The sequence below is a fragment of the Microbacterium sp. CCNWLW134 genome, assembly GCF_037083565.1.
Lineage (GTDB): Bacteria > Actinomycetota > Actinomycetes > Actinomycetales > Microbacteriaceae > Microbacterium.
In genome coordinates this window covers 956,222-975,047 of record NZ_JBAOJU010000002.1, presented here as the reverse complement: position 1 = coordinate 975,047, position 18,826 = coordinate 956,222, and the positions used below count along the sequence as shown (strand labels likewise).

Annotated in this window: 23 protein-coding genes; 12 read left to right on the top strand and 11 right to left on the bottom strand. The window is 69.3% G+C overall.

Annotated features, from left to right (window positions below):
* Nucleotides 1–5 precede the first annotated feature (5 nt).
* Entirely contained in the window at nt 6–656 is a 651-nt protein-coding gene (locus tag V6S02_RS15255) for a DedA family protein (protein WP_141939589.1), read from the bottom strand.
* Between the two features lie 120 nt (nt 657–776).
* Between V6S02_RS15255 and aspS the strand changes: the two genes are divergently transcribed.
* From aspS to V6S02_RS15225, 6 genes are all read left to right on the top strand, one after another.
* Nucleotides 777–2,117 carry an aspartate--tRNA(Asn) ligase gene (aspS, locus tag V6S02_RS15250; RefSeq protein ID WP_336401524.1) on the top strand — a complete coding sequence of 447 codons (1,341 nt, stop codon included), beginning with the start codon at nt 777–779 and terminating at the stop codon, nt 2,115–2,117.
* A gap of 153 nt (nt 2,118–2,270) precedes the next feature.
* On the top strand, nt 2,271–3,419 hold the full coding sequence (locus V6S02_RS15245) for an ABC transporter substrate-binding protein (protein ID WP_336401523.1): 1,149 nt from the start codon (nt 2,271–2,273) through the stop codon (nt 3,417–3,419).
* Nucleotides 3,420–3,508: 89 nt separating this feature from the next.
* Nucleotides 3,509–4,372: an ABC transporter permease gene (locus tag V6S02_RS15240; protein WP_336401674.1), complete on the top strand. Its 864-nt coding sequence runs from the start codon at nt 3,509–3,511 to the stop codon at nt 4,370–4,372.
* Nucleotides 4,369–5,208, top strand: a complete 840-nt coding sequence (locus V6S02_RS15235) for an ABC transporter permease (protein WP_336401522.1) — start codon at nt 4,369–4,371, stop codon at nt 5,206–5,208. The genes V6S02_RS15240 and V6S02_RS15235 overlap by 4 nt, the downstream gene beginning before the upstream one ends.
* The gene (locus V6S02_RS15230) at nt 5,205–6,329 is read left to right on the top strand and encodes an ABC transporter ATP-binding protein (protein ID WP_336401521.1); all 1,125 of its coding nucleotides are present in this window, start codon (nt 5,205–5,207) and stop codon (nt 6,327–6,329) included. Before V6S02_RS15235 ends, V6S02_RS15230 begins: the two co-directional genes overlap by 4 nt.
* Before the next feature lie 94 nt (nt 6,330–6,423).
* Nucleotides 6,424–7,608 carry a mechanosensitive ion channel family protein gene (locus V6S02_RS15225; protein WP_336401520.1) on the top strand — a complete coding sequence of 395 codons (1,185 nt, stop codon included), beginning with the start codon at nt 6,424–6,426 and terminating at the stop codon, nt 7,606–7,608.
* 1 nt (nt 7,609) lies between these two features.
* Here the strand turns inward: V6S02_RS15225 and V6S02_RS15220 are convergent, their stop codons facing one another.
* From V6S02_RS15220 to V6S02_RS15200, 5 genes are all read right to left on the bottom strand, one after another.
* Nucleotides 7,610–7,867 carry a glutaredoxin family protein gene (locus tag V6S02_RS15220; protein WP_205782951.1) on the bottom strand — a complete coding sequence of 86 codons (258 nt, stop codon included), beginning with the start codon at nt 7,865–7,867 and terminating at the stop codon, nt 7,610–7,612.
* Nucleotides 7,868–7,950: 83 nt separating this feature from the next.
* Nucleotides 7,951–8,244: a rhodanese-like domain-containing protein gene (locus tag V6S02_RS15215; RefSeq protein ID WP_336401519.1), complete on the bottom strand. Its 294-nt coding sequence runs from the start codon at nt 8,242–8,244 to the stop codon at nt 7,951–7,953.
* Nucleotides 8,245–8,332: 88 nt separating this feature from the next.
* Nucleotides 8,333–8,431 carry a 30S ribosomal protein bS22 gene (locus tag V6S02_RS15210; RefSeq protein WP_003792170.1) on the bottom strand — a complete coding sequence of 33 codons (99 nt, stop codon included), beginning with the start codon at nt 8,429–8,431 and terminating at the stop codon, nt 8,333–8,335.
* Nucleotides 8,432–8,513: 82 nt separating this feature from the next.
* A complete protein-coding gene (locus V6S02_RS15205; RefSeq protein ID WP_124294081.1) occupies nt 8,514–8,705 on the bottom strand; it encodes a helix-turn-helix domain-containing protein in 192 nt (63 codons plus the stop codon).
* Nucleotides 8,706–8,841: 136 nt separating this feature from the next.
* Nucleotides 8,842–9,255 carry an ArsR/SmtB family transcription factor gene (locus V6S02_RS15200; RefSeq protein WP_124294082.1) on the bottom strand — a complete coding sequence of 138 codons (414 nt, stop codon included), beginning with the start codon at nt 9,253–9,255 and terminating at the stop codon, nt 8,842–8,844.
* Nucleotides 9,256–9,324: 69 nt separating this feature from the next.
* Here V6S02_RS15200 and V6S02_RS15195 point away from each other — a divergent pair, with 69 nt between their 5' ends.
* The 3 genes from V6S02_RS15195 to V6S02_RS15185 all read left to right on the top strand — a co-directional run bounded on the left by V6S02_RS15195 (nt 9,325) and on the right by V6S02_RS15185 (nt 11,966).
* Nucleotides 9,325–10,761: a TrkH family potassium uptake protein gene (locus V6S02_RS15195; RefSeq protein ID WP_336401518.1), complete on the top strand. Its 1,437-nt coding sequence runs from the start codon at nt 9,325–9,327 to the stop codon at nt 10,759–10,761.
* The gene (locus V6S02_RS15190; protein WP_124294084.1) at nt 10,754–11,425 is read left to right on the top strand and encodes a potassium channel family protein; all 672 of its coding nucleotides are present in this window, start codon (nt 10,754–10,756) and stop codon (nt 11,423–11,425) included. Before V6S02_RS15195 ends, V6S02_RS15190 begins: the two co-directional genes overlap by 8 nt.
* 163 nt (nt 11,426–11,588) lie before the next feature.
* Complete coding sequence (locus V6S02_RS15185) at nt 11,589–11,966, top strand: nuclear transport factor 2 family protein (protein ID WP_124294085.1); 378 nt, start codon at nt 11,589–11,591, stop codon at nt 11,964–11,966.
* A gap of 12 nt (nt 11,967–11,978) precedes the next feature.
* Here the strand turns inward: V6S02_RS15185 and V6S02_RS15180 are convergent, their stop codons facing one another.
* From V6S02_RS15180 to proC, 3 genes are read right to left on the bottom strand one after another with little or no spacing between them, the layout of a single operon-like run.
* On the bottom strand, nt 11,979–12,674 hold the full coding sequence (locus V6S02_RS15180; RefSeq protein WP_336401517.1) for a potassium channel family protein: 696 nt from the start codon (nt 12,672–12,674) through the stop codon (nt 11,979–11,981).
* Nucleotides 12,667–14,031, bottom strand: coding sequence for a TrkH family potassium uptake protein (locus V6S02_RS15175; RefSeq protein ID WP_336401516.1), 1,365 nt, complete (start codon nt 14,029–14,031; stop codon nt 12,667–12,669). The genes V6S02_RS15180 and V6S02_RS15175 overlap by 8 nt, the downstream gene beginning before the upstream one ends.
* A 58-nt stretch (nt 14,032–14,089) precedes the next feature.
* Nucleotides 14,090–14,932, bottom strand: a complete 843-nt coding sequence (gene proC, locus V6S02_RS15170) for a pyrroline-5-carboxylate reductase (RefSeq protein WP_336401515.1) — start codon at nt 14,930–14,932, stop codon at nt 14,090–14,092.
* Nucleotides 14,933–15,027: 95 nt separating this feature from the next.
* Between proC and V6S02_RS15165 the strand changes: the two genes are divergently transcribed.
* On the top strand, nt 15,028–16,152 hold the full coding sequence (locus tag V6S02_RS15165) for an alpha/beta fold hydrolase (RefSeq protein WP_336401514.1): 1,125 nt from the start codon (nt 15,028–15,030) through the stop codon (nt 16,150–16,152).
* A 27-nt stretch (nt 16,153–16,179) separates the two neighbouring features.
* On the top strand, nt 16,180–17,106 hold the full coding sequence (locus tag V6S02_RS15160) for an LLM class F420-dependent oxidoreductase (RefSeq protein ID WP_336401513.1): 927 nt from the start codon (nt 16,180–16,182) through the stop codon (nt 17,104–17,106).
* A 16-nt stretch (nt 17,107–17,122) separates the two neighbouring features.
* Here V6S02_RS15160 and V6S02_RS15155 read toward each other — a convergent pair whose 3' ends face one another.
* Nucleotides 17,123–17,554 (bottom strand): nucleoside deaminase, encoded by a 432-nt coding sequence (locus V6S02_RS15155; protein ID WP_124294553.1) that lies wholly within the window; start codon nt 17,552–17,554, stop codon nt 17,123–17,125.
* A 78-nt stretch (nt 17,555–17,632) separates the two neighbouring features.
* Between V6S02_RS15155 and upp the strand changes: the two genes are divergently transcribed.
* Nucleotides 17,633–18,265, top strand: coding sequence for a uracil phosphoribosyltransferase (gene upp / locus V6S02_RS15150; RefSeq protein ID WP_336401512.1), 633 nt, complete (start codon nt 17,633–17,635; stop codon nt 18,263–18,265).
* A gap of 200 nt (nt 18,266–18,465) precedes the next feature.
* On the opposite strand, the gene V6S02_RS15145 is transcribed toward upp, so the two are convergent.
* On the bottom strand, nt 18,466–18,786 hold the full coding sequence (locus V6S02_RS15145) for a DUF3467 domain-containing protein (protein ID WP_124294091.1): 321 nt from the start codon (nt 18,784–18,786) through the stop codon (nt 18,466–18,468).
* Nucleotides 18,787–18,826 lie beyond the last annotated feature (40 nt).

Here is an 18,826-nt window from a genome sequence, read left to right as displayed (position 1 = left end):
GGGGTTCACCCTTCCGCCCGTTGCCCCTCCCGCAGCGACCGGACCCGGACGACGATGAACCAGGCCACCGCGGCCACCGCGGCGGCGATCACGATGTACTGAAGGATTTCGGCGTACTGCTCCACGACGGGCCAGGCCTCACCGAGGAAGAAGCCCGACAGCACGAAGATCGTGTTCCAGATGAGACTCCCGGCGGCGGTGAGGAGACCGAACTTCCACAGCGGCATTCGCGTGATGCCGGCGGGGATGGAGATGAAGCTTCGGAAGATCGGCACCATCCGCCCGAAGAACACCGCCTTGCCGCCGTGACGGTGGAACCACGCCACCGTCTTGTCGATGTCTTCGCCCTTCGTCAGCGGGAGGCGTTCGGCGATGCGTCGCAGGCGATCGGCGCCCAGCCACGCCCCGAGCCCGTAGAGCACGAACGCGCCGACGATCGAGCCGAGCGTGGTCCAGATGAGGGCCTCGGCGAGCGTGAACGACCCTCGGCTTGCCGTCAGGCCCGCCAGCGGCAGGATGACCTCACTGGGGAGGGGCGGGAACAGGTTCTCCAGCGCGATGCCGATGCCGGCCCCGACCGGGCCGATCACCTCCATCAGCGAGACGGTCCAGTCGATGAGCGCACCCAGCCATGAACCGTCGCTTCCCGAAGCCATCCCCCCAGGGTAGGCGGCGCAGGTTACCGGCACCTGTGCGCTGGCCGCCGGGATTGTTTCGGGGTATACCCATCTCCCCGGCCCAGGAGGCTGCGGCGCCGCGGACTAGACTCGACCCTCGTGAGTGAACGCGTGCTGGTGGAAGAACTGCAGGGTCGCGCCGACGGGCCGGTCACCGTCTCGGGCTGGGTCGAGACCGTCCGAGACCAGAAGAAGGTGCAGTTCGTCATTCTGCGCGATGAGACCGGGGCGGTGCAGCTGGTCAATCCCGCCACGCGGCCGACGGAGGAGCCGTCGGAGCAGGATGCTGCGGCACTGGCCCTGACCGAGACGATCTCGGGCCTTGCCACCGGCACCTTCCTGACCGTCCAGGGTGAGCTCAAGCACGATGAGCGCGTGAAGCTCGGCGGGGTCGAGGTCAAGATCGGCTCCCTCGCCATCGCTTCCGCGGCGCTGCCGGAGACCCCGATCGCCGCCGACAGCGGCATGGACAAGCGCATGGACTGGCGCTTTCTCGACCTCCGCCAGCGCCGCAACAACCTGATCTTCCGTGTGCAGACGACGCTCGAGCACGCGATGCGGTCGTACTGGGTGGACCGCGACTACATCGAGATCCACTCCCCCAAGCTCATGGCGAGCCCGTCGGAGTCGCGCGCCGAGCTGTTCCAGCTGGAGTACTTCGGCGACCAGACCGCCTACCTCGCTCAGAGCCCGCAGCACTTCAAGCAGATGGCCCAGGCCGCCGGATTCGGCAAGGTCTTCGAGATCGCCGACGCATTCCGCGCCGACCCCTCGTTCACCAGCCGCCATGCCACCGAGTTCACCTCGATCGACGCCGAGATCAGCTGGATCGACTCCCACGAAGACGTCGCTGCGATGCAGGAGGAGCTTCTGGCCACCGCGATCGCCGCGGTCAAGGACAAGCACGGCGACGAGATCCGCGACCTGTTCGGCATCGAGGTCGAGGTGCCGGCGGTGCCCTTCCCCCGCATCCCGCTCGCCGAGGCGCGCGAGATCGTCGCCGCCCGCGGCTACGAGATCCCCCGTGCCGACGGCGACCTCGACCCCGAAGGCGAGCGTCAGCTGTCGGCCCACGTGAAGGAGACCTTCGGCCACGACTTCGTCTTCGTGACCGACTACCACGCCGAGATCCGGCCGTTCTACCACATGCGCGACGAGGAGACGGGGCTCACCAAGAGCTACGACCTGCTGTATCGCGGCACCGAGATCACCACGGGCGCGCAGCGCGAGCACCGCGTCGAGGTGCTCGAGAAGCAGGCGGTGGAGAAGGGCCTCGAACTCGAGGGCCTCGAGCACTACCTCGACTTCTTCCGCTACGGCGTTCCTCCGCACGGCGGCTTCGGCATGGGCCTCGCGCGCGTGCTGATGCTCCTGCTCGGCGAGTCCTCGATCCGCGAGGTCACGTTCCTCTTCCGCGGTCCGACCCGCCTGGCGCCGTAACGCACCCCCTGCGAACCCGTCACCGGGCGCTCACCGATCGTTCACCTCGGCCGGTGCGCCCGGTAACCGGGCGCTTCTAGGTTCCTCTCGTCCCCCGCATCGCACGCGCTTCGGCGCGACACGGCGGTGCGCTCACCCGAGAGGAACAACTCCATGTCACGCACCCCTCGCCCGGCGACGCGCACGCTCGCCGTCCTGGCCTTGGCCACCGCCGCTGCGGTCACGCTCGCCGGTTGCGGCGGCGCCGCCGCCGGTTCCGGCGACGCCTCATCCGACTCCGGGGTCGACGCCGCCACCGCGACGAGCCTCGAAGACTTCGGGACGTTCGAAGACCTCGAAGAAGCCGCCAGGGCCGAAGGCCAGCTGAACGTCATCGCGCTCCCCCGCGACTGGGCGAACTACGGCGAGATCATCGACCTGTTCGCGGAGCGCTACCCCGAGATCACCATCAACGAGCAGTCGCCCGACGCCTCCAGCGCCGAAGAGATCCAGGCCGCCGAGACCAACCAGGGCCTCGACACCGCCCCCGACGTGTTCGACCTCGGCCTCACCGTGGCGCTGCAGAGCACCGACTACTTCGCCCCGTACCAGGTGCAGACCTGGGACGACATCCCCGACGAGCTGAAGCACCCCGAGGGCCTGTTCGTCGGCGACTACGGCGGCTACATGTCGGTCGGCTACGACTCGTCGCGCTTCCCCGCCCCCGAGAGCATCGAGGATCTCCTCGGTGACGACTACCGCGGTTCGGTGGCACTGAACGGCGACCCGACCCAGGCGGGCGCCGCGTTCGCCGCCGTGGGTCTCGCGACGGTGCAGACCGGCGGCGACCTCGACGACTTCCAGCCCGGCATCGACTTCTTCTCCGAGCTCAACGCCGCCGGCAACCTGCTGAAGCTCGACGTGACCTCGGCGACGGTCGCCAGCGGAGAGACCCCGGTGGTGTTCGACTGGGATTACCTCAACGCCGCGCACGCCGCCGACAACCCCGCGTGGGAGGTCGTCGTCTTCCTCGGCACCGGGTACGCCGGTTACTACAACCAGGCGATCAACAAAGATGCCCCGAACCCCGCCGCTGCCCGCCTGTGGCAGGAGTTCCTCTACAGCGACGAGGTGCAGAACCTCTGGCTGAAGGGGGGCGCCCGCCCCGTGCGCATGGACGCCATGATCGAAGCGGGCACGATCGACGAGGAGCTGGCGGCGGCCCTGCCCGAGGCCCCCGAGGACACCGTCGTGCCGACCGAGGAGCAGAGCGCCGCGGCCGGCGAGCTCCTCGGCCAGGAGTGGGCAGCGGCGATCCAGTGACAGGAGCCCCCGCTCACGCCGGGGAGTCACCCGCAGACGTGACGAGTGCTGCCGCGCCGGAGCCCCAGGTTCCGGCGCGGCAGCGCCGCGTGCCGCGGAACGCCACGGTCCGCGAGTGGTCGTGGCTGGGTCTGACCCCGTTCGCCCTCTACGTGCTGCTCTTCCTCGCCCTCCCCACGATCCTCGCCATCACCTCCGGGCTCTTCGACGGCGACGGCGCCTTCACCCTGGCGAACATCGCGGCGCTCGGCGACCCCGTGATCATCACCACGTTCGTCAACTCGACCGGGATCTCCCTCCTCACCGCGATCGTCGGCGCGGTCGTGGGGGCGGCGGTCTGCTACGCGTTGCTCGGCCTCCCCGACACCGGCGTCATCCGCACGACGGTCGACGCGGCATCCGGCGTTCTCGCCCAGTTCGGCGGGGTCATGCTCGCCTTCGCGATGATCGCGACGATCGGCACGCAGGGGATCGTCACGCGCTTCCTGCGTGATGCCCTCGGCATCGACATCTTCGCCGACGGCGCGTGGATCTACGCCCTTCCCGGGCTCATCCCCGCCTACCTCGTCTTCCAGATCCCGCTGATGGTGATCACGTTCATGCCCGCCCTCGCCGCGCTCCGGCCGCAGTGGTTCGAGGCGCACCTCACCCTCGGCGGCACCCGCGGCGGGTTCTGGCGGCACGTCGGCTTCCCCGTGCTCGCTCCGTCGTTCCTCGCCAGCCTGCTGCTGCTGTTCGCCAACGCGTTCTCGTCCTACGCCACCGCTGCGGCGCTCGCGAGCCAGGGGTCGCAGATCGTGCCGCTGCAGATCCGGGCCGCGCTGACGAGCGAGACCGTCCTCGGCCGCGAGAACCTCGCCGGCGCCCTCGCGCTCGGCATGATCGTCGTCGTCGCCGTCGTGATGTGGCTGTACTCCCTCATCCAGCGTCGGGCGGCGAGGTGGCAGGCATGAGAGGCATCGCCCCTTCACCGGTCGTCCGGTGGCTCATCGGCCTCGTCGTCGGGCTCGTCTTCGCGGTGCCCTTCGTCGCCACCTTCCTGTTCACCCTGTCTTCCCCCGCCGGCGGCGTGTACACGTTCGAGCGCTGGCTGTCGGTCTTCGACCCGGCGAACGCCGCGAGGTACGCGCCGATCTGGACGGGGCTCGGCAACTCGCTCGTCCTCGCCGCGGTGACGGTCCTGATCGTGCTGTTCCTCTTCACCCCGACGATGGTGCTCGTGGCGCTGAAGTTCCCGAAGCTCCGGCGCGGGTTCGAGTTCCTCGCCCTCCTGCCCATCACGATCCCCGCCATCGTGCTCGTCGTCGGGCTCGCACCGATCTACCTGCAGATCGGTCGCACCCTCGGCACCGGCGCGTGGACGCTCGCCTTCGCGTACGGCATCCTCGTGCTCCCCTTCACCTACCGCTCGATCCAGGCCTCCATCGACGCCGTCGACGTGAAGACCCTGGCCGAAGCGGCACGAACGCTCGGCGCCGGCTGGTTCACCGTTCTCCTGCGTGTGATCGCGCCGAACCTGCGTCAGGGGCTGCTCGCAGCATCCCTCATCTCGGTCGCCGTCGTCCTCGGCGAGTTCACCATCGCGTCGCTGTTGAACCGGCAGGTGCTGCAGACGGGACTGGTCGTCATCAACCGACAGGATGCGTACGCCGCGGCCATCTTCACGCTGCTCGCCCTCGTCTTCGCGTTCGTGCTGCTGCTCATCATCGGGCGCGCCGGCCGGATCGGCGCCTCCGTCTCCTCCCGCACCGCTTCGCCCCGCCGCACCCTTCGAAGGAGCCGTTCGTGACCACCTCCGACACCAGCCCGCGCACTCTCCCCGCCACGGCCGACAACGCCCTCCTCGCCGAGGCGGGCACCGGCACCCGGGTCGAGCTGCGCACCGTGGTGAAGGACTACGGCCCGACCCGCGTGCTGCACGGCGTCGACCTCGACATCGCGCCGGGTGAGTTCGTCTCGCTCCTCGGCCCCTCGGGATGCGGCAAGACCACAGCTCTCCGCGTCCTCGCAGGCCTCGAGCGGGCGACCGAAGGGCACATCCTGCTCGGCGGCAGCGACGTGTCATCCGTCCCCACCAATAGGCGCGACATCGGCATGGTGTTCCAGTCGTACTCGCTCTTCCCGCACCTGCGGGCGCTCGAGAACACCGCGTTCGGGCTGCGCCGACGGGGGGTGGGGAAGAAGGATGCCGCGGCGCGCGCGGCCGACGCGCTCGACCTCGTGGGACTCGGGCATCTGGCCGACCGTTTCCCCCACCAGCTCTCGGGCGGCCAGCAGCAGCGCGTGGCCCTCGCCCGTGCCCTCGTCACCGAGCCGCGCGTGCTGCTGCTGGACGAACCGCTGTCGGCCCTCGACGCGAAGGTGCGGGTGCAGCTGCGCGACGAGATCCGCCGCATCCAGCTGCGCCTGGGCATCACCACGGTCTTCGTCACCCACGATCAGGAGGAGGCCCTGGCCGTCTCCGACCGCATCGCGGTGATGAATGCCGGTCGCATCGAGCAGATCGGCACTCCGGAAGACCTGTACCTCCGGCCGGCGACACCGTACGTCGCGGCGTTCGTGGGGGTGTCGAGCGTCGTGCCCGGCACGGTCGCCGTCACCGGCGACGCCGTCGAAGTGTGGGGTGTGCCGCTGCCGCTGCGCCTCATCGAGGGTGCCGCTCCCTCCGCGGGCGAGGTCGAGGTGTTCCTGCGGCCCGAGAACGTGCGAATCGCCGCGGCGGACGAGGCAGGGGTCGACGCGGTGGTGCAGGAGAGCACCTTCCTCGGGAATTCCCGGCGCACCCTCGTGCACACCGCCGACGGGTCACTCGTGCAGGTGCAGCACCCGGTGGCAGAGCGGGTCCAGTTCGGCGACCGGGTGCGAATCGCCTTCGCGTCGGAACCGGTGGTGGTGCGACCACGGGCGTGAGGTCAGCCGCCGGCCGGTGAGCGGATGCGGGGATCCCATCGGCCTGTCGCCTAAGGTGGTCGTTCCGCCGACCACCCGAACGGAGGGCCCTCTCATGTGGCAGGAATGGTTGCAGTTCGCCATCGCGATCGCCGTTGCGGTGATCGGAGCCATCGCCGTCGCCCTGATCGTCACCGGCGCGATGCGCCTCTTCGTCCGGAAGCGGCAGTGGCCGGCATCCCTCATCACTCGCGCGCGCCGGCCGTTCCGCGCGTTCGTCCTGGTGATCGGTCTGTGGATCGCGATCGCCGTGACCTTCCCCGATCCGGCGTGGAAACCCGCGCTCAACCACGCGATGACGATCGTGACGATCATCGTCGGGGCGTGGCTCGTGGGGGCGCTGGTGCTCTTCCTCTCCGACCTCGCTCTCGGTCGATACCGCATCGACGTGCCCGACAACCGCGTCGCGCGGCGGATCCGCACGCAGACGCTGATCCTCCGGCGCCTCGCCATCGCGATCATCGTGGTGCTCGCGGGCGGGGCGATCCTGCTGACCTTCCCCGAGGTGCGCGCGGTGGGGGCGAGCGTGCTGGCGTCGGCCGGTATCGCGTCGGTCATCGCGGGACTGGCCGCTCAGTCGGTGCTGGCGAACATGTTCGCGGGCATCCAACTCGTCTTCAGTGAGGCGCTGCGCGTCGATGACGTGGTGGTCGTCGAGGGCGAGTGGGGCCGGGTCGGTGAGATCACGCTCAGCTACGTGGTGCTCGACCTGTGGGACGAACGGCGCCTGGTGCTGCCGTGCACGTACTTCACCACGACGCCCTTCGAGAACTGGACCCGGCAGGGCAGCGCGCTTCTCGGCGCCGTCGAGCTCGACGTCGACTGGCGGGTGTCGCCCTCCAAGATGCGCGACCAGCTCACCCGCGTCGTCGCGGACAACCACCTGTGGGACGGACGCACCGCGGTGCTGCAGGTCACCGATGCCGTCGCCGGCTTCGTGCGAGTGCGCATCCTCGTCTCGGCCGTCGACGCCCCCACCCTGTTCGACCTGCGCTGTGCCGTCCGCGAGGCGATGGTCACCTGGATGCAGCGGACCATGCCCACCGCGCTTCCGACCCAGCGGGTGCTCCTCACCGAGGCCGAAGGCGAGACCGCCGAAGCCGAAGAGCCGCGCCCCGACACCGGCGGGCTCTTCACCGGGAGCGCCGAGGCCGTCGAGCGCGCGAGCGCGTTCACGCAGGCGATCCCCGTCGTCGGCGCGACGGCCGACGGTGCCGACGACGGAGACCCAAGGAGCTGAGTCAGGACTGCTTGGCTTCGCGGAGCGCCGTGCTGAGGCGATCGGCCGACACCCGCCAGTAGGTGTGGAGCCGCCCGTCGATGAGCACGACGGGGATCTTCTCCCACCATTCGGCGTGCAGCGCGGGGTCATCGACGATCGAGCGGTGCTCGACGATGACCTCATCCTCGGGGAAGTCGGCGACCACGGCCTCGACGACGCCCTGCGCGACATCGCACAGGTGGCAGTCGGGCTTTCCGATGACGGTGAGGGTGGTCACATCCGCCATTTTACGGCGGTGTGGGACGGGCGGGGCGATCGACGGAGCGGATGCCCCGGAGCGGCGTCACCCGCACCGCGGCGTCAGCGCTCGAGCGGGAAGCCCGCCTCGGCCCACGCCGTCGTGCCGCCCTCGACGTTGGTGGCGTCGTAGCCGCGTGCCTCCAGCGCCTCGACGACGCGCGCCGAGCGCCCGCCCAGGGCGCAGACGACGCGGAACGGCCCGTCGGGCAACTCGTCGATCCGCTCACCGAGTGTCGACATCGGCAGGTTGACCGCGCCGGGCACGCGCCCTTCGGCGAACTCGTGCTCCTCCCGGACGTCCACGAGGGGGAGGTCCGGGTTCTGCTGCAGTTCCTGAACGGTGATCGTCTTCATGCTTCCTCCGAACGCCGGATGACGGGGCGGACCGCGCGACGAACACGAAGCGCCCGTCCATCGGACAGGCGCTCGGTGTCGGTGCCGCTTACTTCTTGTTGCGGCGCTGGTGGCGAGTCTTGCGAAGCAGCTTGCGGTGCTTCTTCTTCGCCATGCGCTTGCGGCGCTTCTTGATGACTGAACCCACGGAAACCTCACTATGTCGGGGTCTGATCGCACGGGCATGCGCGATCGGGAACGGGCAAAAGCGGAAAATGCCTCGGGTAAGTCTAGCCGACGTCGGCGATCGGCCGCTGCAGGGCCTCGGTGACGGCCGATTCGGGCACCCGGTAGCTGCGTCCGAACCGGACAGCGGGAAGCTCTCCGGCATGCACGAGGCGGTAGACCGTCATCTTCGACACCCGCATGAGCTCGGCCACCTCGGCGACGGTGAGGAAGCGGACATCCGGCAAATCAGCCACGGTGCCCCCTTCCGGCGCTCGGCTCGCTTTTTGCAGTTCTGCTGGGCCTACTTTATGGGGTCGCCGCGACGCGTGTAAACCCGTGTGACTGATGAGATCCGCGCGGCGGCCCCGTCGCCCCGGTGGACCGGGATGCTCAGCGTCCGGGCAGCTTCTTCAGCGCGTTCGCGACGGCGTGCTGAGCGGATGCCGCCGCCCGCCCGACGAGCTCCGCCGCGTGCGCCGCGGGCTCGGGCAGGGAGATCAGCGCGGCGGCGTCGGCGGCGACGAGCTCAGGCGTGTCGAGGAAGGGCACGAGCCAGTCATCGATCTCGTCGAGGGGCGCCGCCAGCAGGCTGTAGTAGCGGTGCTGGCCGACCTCGCGCACCGAGACGAGGTGCGCCTCGCGCAACACCTTGAGGTGCTTCGAGACCGTCGGCTGGCTGACACCGAGGGCACTGACGATCTGCGACACGCTCGTGCCGTTCTCGCCGGCGGTGGAGCGATCGAGCAGGAGCCTGAGGATGTCGCGTCGCGTCCCGTCTGCGATCACGTCGAAGATGTCCGCCATGGCATTAGGTTAGTGCCGCCCAGCGGCGGAGTACCATGACTGAGGTTTTCTCGGCGAAAGGGGCGGCGCATGCCGACGGGCCAGGCACGTGCGGCGTGGCGTCGAGTCCTCGCGGTCGGCGAACGCGCCTGGGACGCGCTGCGCAACCTCACCACGTCCTCCCCCGCACGCTTCGCCGTGCTGGTGTTCGCGTCGCTGATCCTCGTCTTCACCGCGCTCCTGTCCCTGCCCGCGTCGACGTACGCGGGGCGGCTTCCCCTGGCCGATGCGCTCTTCACCGCCGTGTCGACGATCTGCGTCACGGGCCTCACGACCGTTGACATCGCGACGACCTTCTCGCCATTCGGGAAGGTCGTCATCTTCCTCGGCATGAACATCGGAGGCATGGGCGTGCTCACGCTCGCCTCGATCCTCGGCCTCATCATCTCCAAGCGTCTGGGACTTCGGGCGAAACTCATCGCCGCCAGCGACACGAACCCCCTGCGCAGCCACGGCGGACCGGTGAACGAGGGCCAAGCGGTGCGGCTCGGCGAAGTCGGTCAGCTGCTGCGGACGGTCGCGCTGTCCACGCTGCTCATCGAGGCTGTCGTCGCGGTCGCCCTCTACCCGAGCCTGCTCCTCGCGGGGATCGGTCCGCTCGAGGCGCTGTGGGAGGCTCCGTTCTACGCGGTCTCGGCGTTCACGAACACCGGGTTCACCCCCAACGTCGGGGGGCTCGAACCCTTCGCCGACGACTACATCCTGCTGACGATCCTGATGATCGCGGTGTTCCTCGGCAGCATCGGCTTCCCCGTCATCTACGCCCTGTGGAAGAACGTCTGGCATGTCAAGGCGTGGTCGCTGCACACCAAGCTGACGCTCATCACCACCTCCGTCCTCTTCGTTCTCGGCGCCGGGGCGTTCCTCACCCTCGAATACGCCAACCCGGGCACCTTCGGTTCGATGGATGCCTGGGACACCACGTTCCAAGCCTTCTTCCTCTCCGCCATGACACGGTCGGGGGGTTTCGCCGTCGTCGACATCGGCGAGCTGTACGGATCTTCGCTCGTGGTCGGGTCGATGCTCATGTTCGTCGGCGGCGGCTCCGCCTCCACCGCCGGTGGCATCAAGGTCACCACTCTCGCGGTCCTGGCCCTTGCCGTGTGGTCCGAGGCGAAGGGCCGCCAGTCGGTCGAGGTCTTCGGGCGTCGCATCCCCAGCGACGTGCAGCGCGTGGCCCTGTCGGTCGTGGCGTGGGGCGCGACGATCGTCGCTCTCTCGACGATCACCATCGCGCAGATCACCCAAGCGCCGGTCGACGAGGTGCTCTTCGACGTCATCTCGGCGTTCGGCACCGTGGGCCTGTCGACCGGCCTGACGATGGAGCTTCCCGACTCCGCCGTGTACGTCCAGGCGCTCACCATCTTCATGGGCCGCATTGGTACAGTGACACTCGCCGCGGCCGTGGCCGCGTCATCCCGTTCGCAGCTCTACTCGCTGCCCGTGGAAAGGCCGATCGTTGGGTGATCGCATCAGGGGGGACGCGCCCGTCCTCGTCATCGGGCTCGGACGCTTCGGCGCCGCCTGCGCCGGCGAGCTCGACCGACTCGAGCGAGAAGTCCTCGCGATCGACGAGAGCCTCGAGCTCGTGCAGAAGTGGTCGGACCGGGTCACCCACACCGTCCAGGCCGACGCGCGCAACATCGATGCACTGAAGCAGATCGGCGCGCAGGACTTCCAGGTCGCCGTCGTCGCGGTCGGGTCGCTCATCGAGGCATCCGTCCTCATCACCGCCAACCTCGTCGACCTGAAGGTGCCGCAGATCTGGGCGAAGGCGGTCTCGCAGTCCCACGGCAAGATCCTCGCCCGCGTCGGCGCGAACCACGTCATCTACCCCGAGCGCGAAGCCGGCGAGCGCGTCGCCCACCTCGTCAGCGGACGCATGCTCGACTTCATCCGCTTCGACGACGATTTCGTGCTGGCCAAGATGTACCCGCCGAAGTTCATCCGCGGCGTGGGCCTGAACGAATCGGGCGTGCGCACCAAGTACAACGTCACCGTCGTCGGGGTGAAGAGCCCCGGCAAGCCGTTCCGCTACGCCGAGGCCAACACGGTCGTCACCAACCACGACCTCATCATCGTCTCGGGCACCAACTCCGACATCGAGCGGTTCGCGGCGCTCGACCGCTGATGGGGATCGTCCCCAACTCCTGCAGAACTCCGCAAGAATCGGCCGGAACCCGTGTGGAACCGGTTGCAACGGCGCCGCGGCGCACGTTTTGCAGGAGTTAGGCACGCGCCGGACTCGTCAAGCCGGTGGCAGGTGTATCGCGGGGTGGGGCCAGAATGCCCGCATGACCGACAGACAGCAGACGGATGCCGCGGCGCGCCGCTTCATCGACAGCTACCTCATCGCCTGGCGCTCGAATGAGCCCGACGACATCCGGGCCCTCTTCACCGAGGACGCCGTGCTGAGGTTCGAGCCGTGGACGACGGCGTTCACCGGTCACGACGCGATCGTCGCCGAATGGCTGCGACGACGGGACGAACCCGACTCGTTCACCTTCACCTGGGACGTGGTGGGCATCGACGGCGACCGCGCGTTCATCCAGGCGGAGACGGCGTACACGGGTGGCCGGAGCTACAGCAACCTCTGGGTGATCGACCTCGCCGAGGACGGCCGGGCTCGGTCGTTCGTCGAATGGTGGATGGACCGCTCGAAGACCAGTTGATCCGCGCGGCGGTCAGCGCAGCTGCGCGAACGACTCCACGCGCTGGGTCGGTCCGACGATCAGGATCGCGTCGCCGTCCCCGACGACGGTCTGCCCATCGGCGTTCTGCCACTCCTGACCCGCGCTTTTGAACGCGGTCACGGTTATGCCGTGCGTCTTGCGGATCGAGGTCTCCCCCAGCGGCACCCCGCGGATGAAGGCGGGCGGCGCGATCTTGGCCAGGGCGTACCCCGGCTCGATCTCGAGGTAGTCCATCGCGGCGCCTCGGACGAGGTGCGCGACTCGCCGCCCCATGTCGTTCTCGGGGAAGACGACCCGGTGCACGCCGAGCTGGGAGAGGATGCGGCCGTGCTGGGCGTTCTCGGCTTTGGCCCAGATGACCGGCACCTTCAGGTGAAGCAGCAGCGACGCGGTGAGGATCGACGCTTCGATGTCGTGCCCGATCGAGACCACCACCCGGTCGAACTGGTCGACGGCGAGCTGACGGAGGACCTCCTCCTTCGTCGCATCCGCGCGCACCACCTGGGTCAGCACGCCGTTGAACGACTGCACGATCTCTTCGTCGCGATCGATGCCGAGCACCTCGGTGCCGGTGAGCATGAGCTCCTCAGCCAGAGCGCTGCCGAAGCGGCCGAGGCCGATGACGGCGACGGAGTCGGCCTCGGCGATGCGCCGGGACGTGTCGCTGAAGAGCGAGAACTTAGCCAATGGCGGGCCTCTCTTTCGGAAGTTCGTAGAGCACGCGCCGCTCGCGCAGCGCGAGGGCGGTGCCGAGCGTGAGCGGTCCGATCCGGCCGAGGAACATCAGGATCACCAGGATGACCTCGGCGGCCGGTGGCAGCGTGCCAGTGATGCCCGTCGACAGCCCCACCGTGCCGAACGCCGACACCGCCTCGAACAGCACACGGTCGAAGTCGAGATCGGTGATGAGCATCAGCGCGATGACGGCCGTCATGATCGCGGCGATGGCCATCAGCACCACCGCGATCGCCTGCCGGTGCACCGCCCGCGACAGCCGCTTGCCGAAGACGTTCACGGCCCCCTCGCCGCGGAGCTCGGTGAGCAGGATGAAGAACAGCACCGCGAAGGTGGTCACCTTGATGCCGCCGGCGGTGCCGGCCGGCCCGCCGCCGATGAACATCAGCACGTCCATGCCGACCCAGGTCTCGTCGCGCATCAGGCCGATGTCGACGGAGTTGAATCCCGCGGTGCGGGTCTGGACCGAGTGGAAGAACCCGATCAGCAGACGCGACATCGGATCGTAGGCGCCGAGGGTGTCGGGGTTCGACCACTCCAGCGCGGTGATGAAGATCCATCCCGCGACGAGGAGCACCGCGGTGGCCCAGAGCACGATCCGGGTGTTCATGCTCCAGTGCAGGGGTCGGCGCCACTCCCGCCGCAGCTGCATGATCACGGGGAACCCCAGACCACCGAGGATGACCGCGGCGCAGATGGGCAGGCAGATCCACGGGTCGGCGGCGAAGCCGATGAGGTTGTCGGTGTACAGCGCGAAGCCGGCGTTGTTGAACGACGACACGGCGTGGAACAGCCCATGCCAGGCCGCCTCGCCGGGCGAATAGGCGTACCCCCAGAGGAAGCGTGCGAAGAGGAAGACGAAGACGACAGCTTCCACGGCGAGGGAGATCAGCACGATCCCGCGGATCGCAGTCCGCACGTCGGCGAAGCCGACGGCGCGGGATTCCGCGGCGGCGTTCAACCGCGACCGCACGCTCACCCGACGAGCCAGTACCAGGCCGATGAGCGTCGCCATGATCATGATGCCGAGACCGCCGAGCTGGATCAACAGCATGATCACCACCAGTCCGAACCCGCTCCAGTGCGTCGCGGTGTCGACCACGGTGAGCCCGGTCACCGCGACCGCGGAGGTCGCAGTGAACAGTGCGTCGTAGATGTCCGTCCACTCGCCCCGTGCTGACGAGATCGGCAGTGCCAGCAGTCCGGTGCCCGCGAAGATCGCGCCGGCGAAGCCGAGCGCGACAGCCTGCGGCGGCTGGAGACGGATCCGGCGGCCACGGCGGGTGGGCGCGGTGACGCGGGTCGACACGGCTGTGTAGCCTACGCCGTTCCGCAGAGCGCGGCGATGACGCGCCGAGGCGGGACCCTCACGCGCCGGCGGCGAGCTCCTTCGCCCGCGCGAGCGCGGCGTCGGTGGCGCGGGTGAACACCTCGTCGAGGCGTGCCTCCTGCAGCACGGCCACGGCCCGCTCGGTGGTGCCCTTGGGGCTCGTGACGCGGCGCCGCAACTCGGCAGGGTCTTCCCCGGTCGCCGCGAGCAGCGCCGTCGCGCCGGCGAAGGTCTGCTCGACCATCACACGGGCGTCCCCCTCGGCGAAGCCCTTGCCGATCGCCGCGCGCGTCAGCTGCTCGATGAGGAGGAAGACGTACGCCGGTCCCGACCCCGAGATCGTCGACAGCGCGTCGATCTGCTCCTCGGGCAGTTCGATCACGGTCCCCACGGTCTCGAAGAGACGGCGGATGACGCGGGTATCGTCCTCGCTCGCCCGGCTCCCCGCCGCGAGCCCGGTGACGGCCTTGCCGACGAGCGCCGGTGTGTTCGGCATGGAGCGGAACACGGCGACATCCGTCCCCAGGATCTGCTCGAACGTGGCCAGTGTCACCCCGGCCGCGAGGCTCACCACGATCGTGCCGGGGCGCAGGTGCGGGCCGATCTCATGCAGGAGGTCGGGCACCATTGCGGGCTTCACCCCGACGAGGACGATGTCGGCCTTCGCCGCCGCCCGGGCGTTGGCGTCGGACTCGTCCTCGAGGGCGAGACTCGTCACCGATGGGACGGATGCCAGCTCCTCGGCCTTCGCACGGGAGCGGTTGGTCGCGATGATCCCTTCCGTGGCGAGCGCCGACGCCGCGACACCGCGGAGAACCGCTCCTCCCATCGACCCTGCTCCGAGAACGGCGATGGACGGCAGTGTGAAGTCGTCGGTCATCCCGCCATCCTACGAACCCACCCCGACGCGCCCGAGGCCCCGGGCTATAGTCGAGACGGCGGGGCGTGGACGCCCCGGGCGAGAAGGAGACTGCGATGATCACGCCCCCGAATTCGCTCTTCGACGGCATCAGCTCACGAATCATCGACACGCCCGACGTGGCGATCAACATCCTCGAACGCCGCGGCGACGACCCCGAGACGACACCTCAGAAGACGGTGGTCCTGGTGCACGGGAACGTCTCGTCGGCACTCTTCTGGCAGCCCACCATGCTCGATCTGCCGAGCGATCTGCGCGTGATCGCCATCGACCTGCGGGGTTTCGGCGGCAGCGAGCACACCCCCGTCGACGCCACGCGCGGTGTCCGAGACTTCAGCGACGACATCTTCGCCGTCCTGCAGGTTCTCGGCCTCCCCACGGCGCACTTCGTCGGCTGGTCGATGGGCGGCGGTGTGGTCATGCAGTACGCCCTCGATCATCCCGTGCTGAGCCTGACCCTTCAGGCCCCCGTCTCGCCGTACGGCTTCGGCGGCACCCGCCGCGACGGCTCGCGGCTCACCGACGACGACGCCGGCTGCGGCGGCGGCGGGGCGAACCCCGACTTCGTCGAACGCCTCATCTCGCATGACACCGGCGACGCGGCCCAGACCTCCCCTCGCAGCGTCTTCCGCGCCGCCTACGTCGCCCCGGGCTTCACCACGCCCCACGAAGACGTCTTCGTCGAGTCGATGCTCACCACCTCGACCGCCGAGGGCAACTACCCCGGCAACTCGGTGCCCAGCAAGAACTGGCCGGGCTTCGGCGCGGGACACCTCGGGGTGCTCAACACCATGGCCCCGAAGTACTTCGACGTCTCGGGCATCGTCGACCTCGACGACAAGCCGCCGGTCCTGTGGATCCACGGCAGCGTCGACGCGATCGTCGCCGACGGGTCGTTCTACGATTTCAACCACCTCGGCGCGCTCGGGATCGTCCCCGGCTGGCCGGGGGCCGACGTCGCTCCCGCCCAGGAGATGATCTCGCAGACCCGCGACGTGCTGAAGGCCTACAAGGCAGGCGGGGGCGATGTCACCGAGATCGAACTCGAGGGCACCGGTCACGCCCCGCACCTCGAGCGGCCCGACGAGTTCCGTCGCGCCCTGCTCCTGACGATCGGCTACACCGGCGATCGCCCCGATGCGCCGCCCACCGAGGCGATCGTCATCCGCTCGGCCGACTGACCGTCACAACGTTCGAGCCGCCACGCAATGGAGTACTGCGTCTTCACCGAGCCCCACCTCGGTGCGAGCTACGACGACCAGCTCGCCTTCGCCCAGGCCGCCGAGCGCCACGGGTTCCACGGGTTCTTCCGCTCCGACCACTACCTGAACGGGCGAGACGAGGGCCTGCCCGGGCCCACCGATGCCTGGACCACCCTCGCCGGGCTCGCCCGTGAGACGAGCCGCATCCGCCTGGGCACCCTGGTCTCCCCCGTCACCTTCCGCCACCCCGGCGTGCTCGCCATCCAGGTCGCGCAGGTCGACGCGATGTCGGGCGGCCGGGTCGAGCTCGGGCTCGGTGCAGGGTGGTTCGAGCGTGAGCACGAGGCGTACGGGATCCCCTTCCCCAGGAACCGATTCGACCTTCTCGAGGAACAGCTGCAGATCGTCACCGGGCTCTGGGAGACTCCGGCGGGCGAGAGCTACAGCTTCGCGGGTGAGAACTACGTATTGGTGGATGCCCCTGGTCTGCCCAAACCGGTGCAGCAGCCGGTGCCCGTGATCATCGGCGGCGCCGGTCGACGGCGGACCCCCGAGCTCGTCGCGCGCTTCGCCCGCGAGTACAACGTCGGCTTCCCCACGGACGCGCAGATCGCCGAGCGCCTCGGCAACCTCCACGCCGCCTGCGAGCGGGTCGGCCGCGACCCCGCGACCGTGCGCCTGTCGGTGGCGATGTCGGTGATCGCCGGCGCCGACGACGCCGAGGTCGCACGCCGCGCGGGCCGGCTCGGGAAGACGCTCGACGAGGTGCGCGACGGGGTCAACCTCGTCGGCGGGCCCGACGAGATCGGCGAGCGCATCGAGCGCTGGCGCTCGTTCGGCATCGAGCGCGTGTACTTCCAGTTCCTCGACAACCAAGACGTCGCGCACGTCGACTACGTGGGCGAGGCGGTGCTGCCGGCGCTGCCGCGGTGAGCGACAGCCGCGCGATTCAGCGCCGCGCGGCGAAGAACTCCTGCAGGAGCGCCGCGGCCTCCTCGGCACGGACGCCCCCGACGACCTCGGCGCGCACCGGCAGTCGCCGGTCGCGCAGCACATCGTGCACCGACCCGGCCGCGCCGGCCTTCTCGTCCCACGCACCGAACACCACGCGGCTCACATGCGACTGCAGCGCCGCGCCGGCACACATCACGCACGGTTCGAGCGTGACCACGAGCGTGCAGCCCGCGAGATTCCACGAGCCTCGGGATGACGCGGCCGCGCGCAGCGCGACCACCTCGGCGTGAGCGGTGGGGTCCCCGGTGGTCTCGCGCAGATTCCTTCCCTCGCCGATGACGTGCCCCGTGGCATCCGTCACCACCGCCCCGACGGGTACCTCGCTCTCGGCCGCAGCCTCGGCAGCGAGCGCAAGCGCGCGCATCATCGCGACGTCGTCGGCGGGGTCGGGCTGCACACCTCCAGCGTACGGACCGACAGCCGCGCAGCGGATACCCTGGGATCCATGCGCCTCCACGTCGCCGACCACCCGCTCATCACCCACAAGCTCACGGTGCTGCGTGACCAGGCGACCTCGTCGCCGGTGTTCCGGCAGCTGACGGAGGAGCTCGTCACCCTTCTCGCCTACGAGGCGACCCGGTCGGTGAGGGTCGACCCCATCGAGATCCAGACCCCGGTCTCTCTGACGATGGGCGTGAAGATCAGCGAGCCGCGCCCGATCGTCGTGCCGATCCTCCGCGCCGGCCTCGGAATGCTCGAGGGCATGGTCAAGCTCCTTCCGACCGCCGAGGTGGGCTTCCTCGGCATGGTGCGGAACGAAGAGACCCTCGAGCCCACGACATACGCCGAGCGTCTGCCCGACGACCTCTCCGACCGGCAGTGCTTCGTGCTCGACCCGATGCTCGCGACCGGCGGGTCGCTGGGTGCGGCCGTCGAGTTCCTCTTCACACGGGGGGCGCAGGACGTCACCGCCATCTGCCTGCTCGGCGCACCCGAAGGGGTTGCCGCGATCGAACGTCAGGTCGGCGACAAGGATGTCACCCTCGTGCTCGGCGCGCTGGATGAGCGGCTGAACGAGAAGGGCTACATCGTGCCCGGCCTCGGTGACGCGGGCGACCGCCTGTACGGCACCGTCTGACGGGATTGCCCGACCCGTCTCGCGTGCGGGCATCGCCGCGATTTCCCGCGCCCTGAGACGAATGTGGCGCGGTATCCGCCCCTCGCCGAACGGACACCGCGCCTGCGCCTTGCGGCGCGAATCCAAGCGTATGACGGGGGCGATTCGGGTTTTCAGGGGGTTGACATCGGCCCTCCGAATGGCTAGTCGGACGGACCCTGTCAGTCGGGGATGACAGGCTCGGTCGGAGGCTTCCGACCGGTCTCCTGCTCCCAGAACTCGAGCTGCTGCGTGAGGGCTTTGGCGAGCTCGAACACCTGCTCCGGAGGGATGCGGATGCGGCTGACGACGCGCGCCGGCACCACCGTGCGACGCTCCCCCGTCTCGGGGTCGGTCTCGTCGTGCGGCGGCTGGGCGAGGGTGAGGAAATCCATCACGAACACCGTCGAGCTGTGCCAGACGTTGGCGAAATCGGCGTAGTTGCCACCGATCAGGTCGGGCGGCAGATCGATCTCGAATTGACGGGGCACCTGGTCGGACATGCGGCAGTTCCTCCTCGCCGGGGGGATGGTGTGGCGTCTG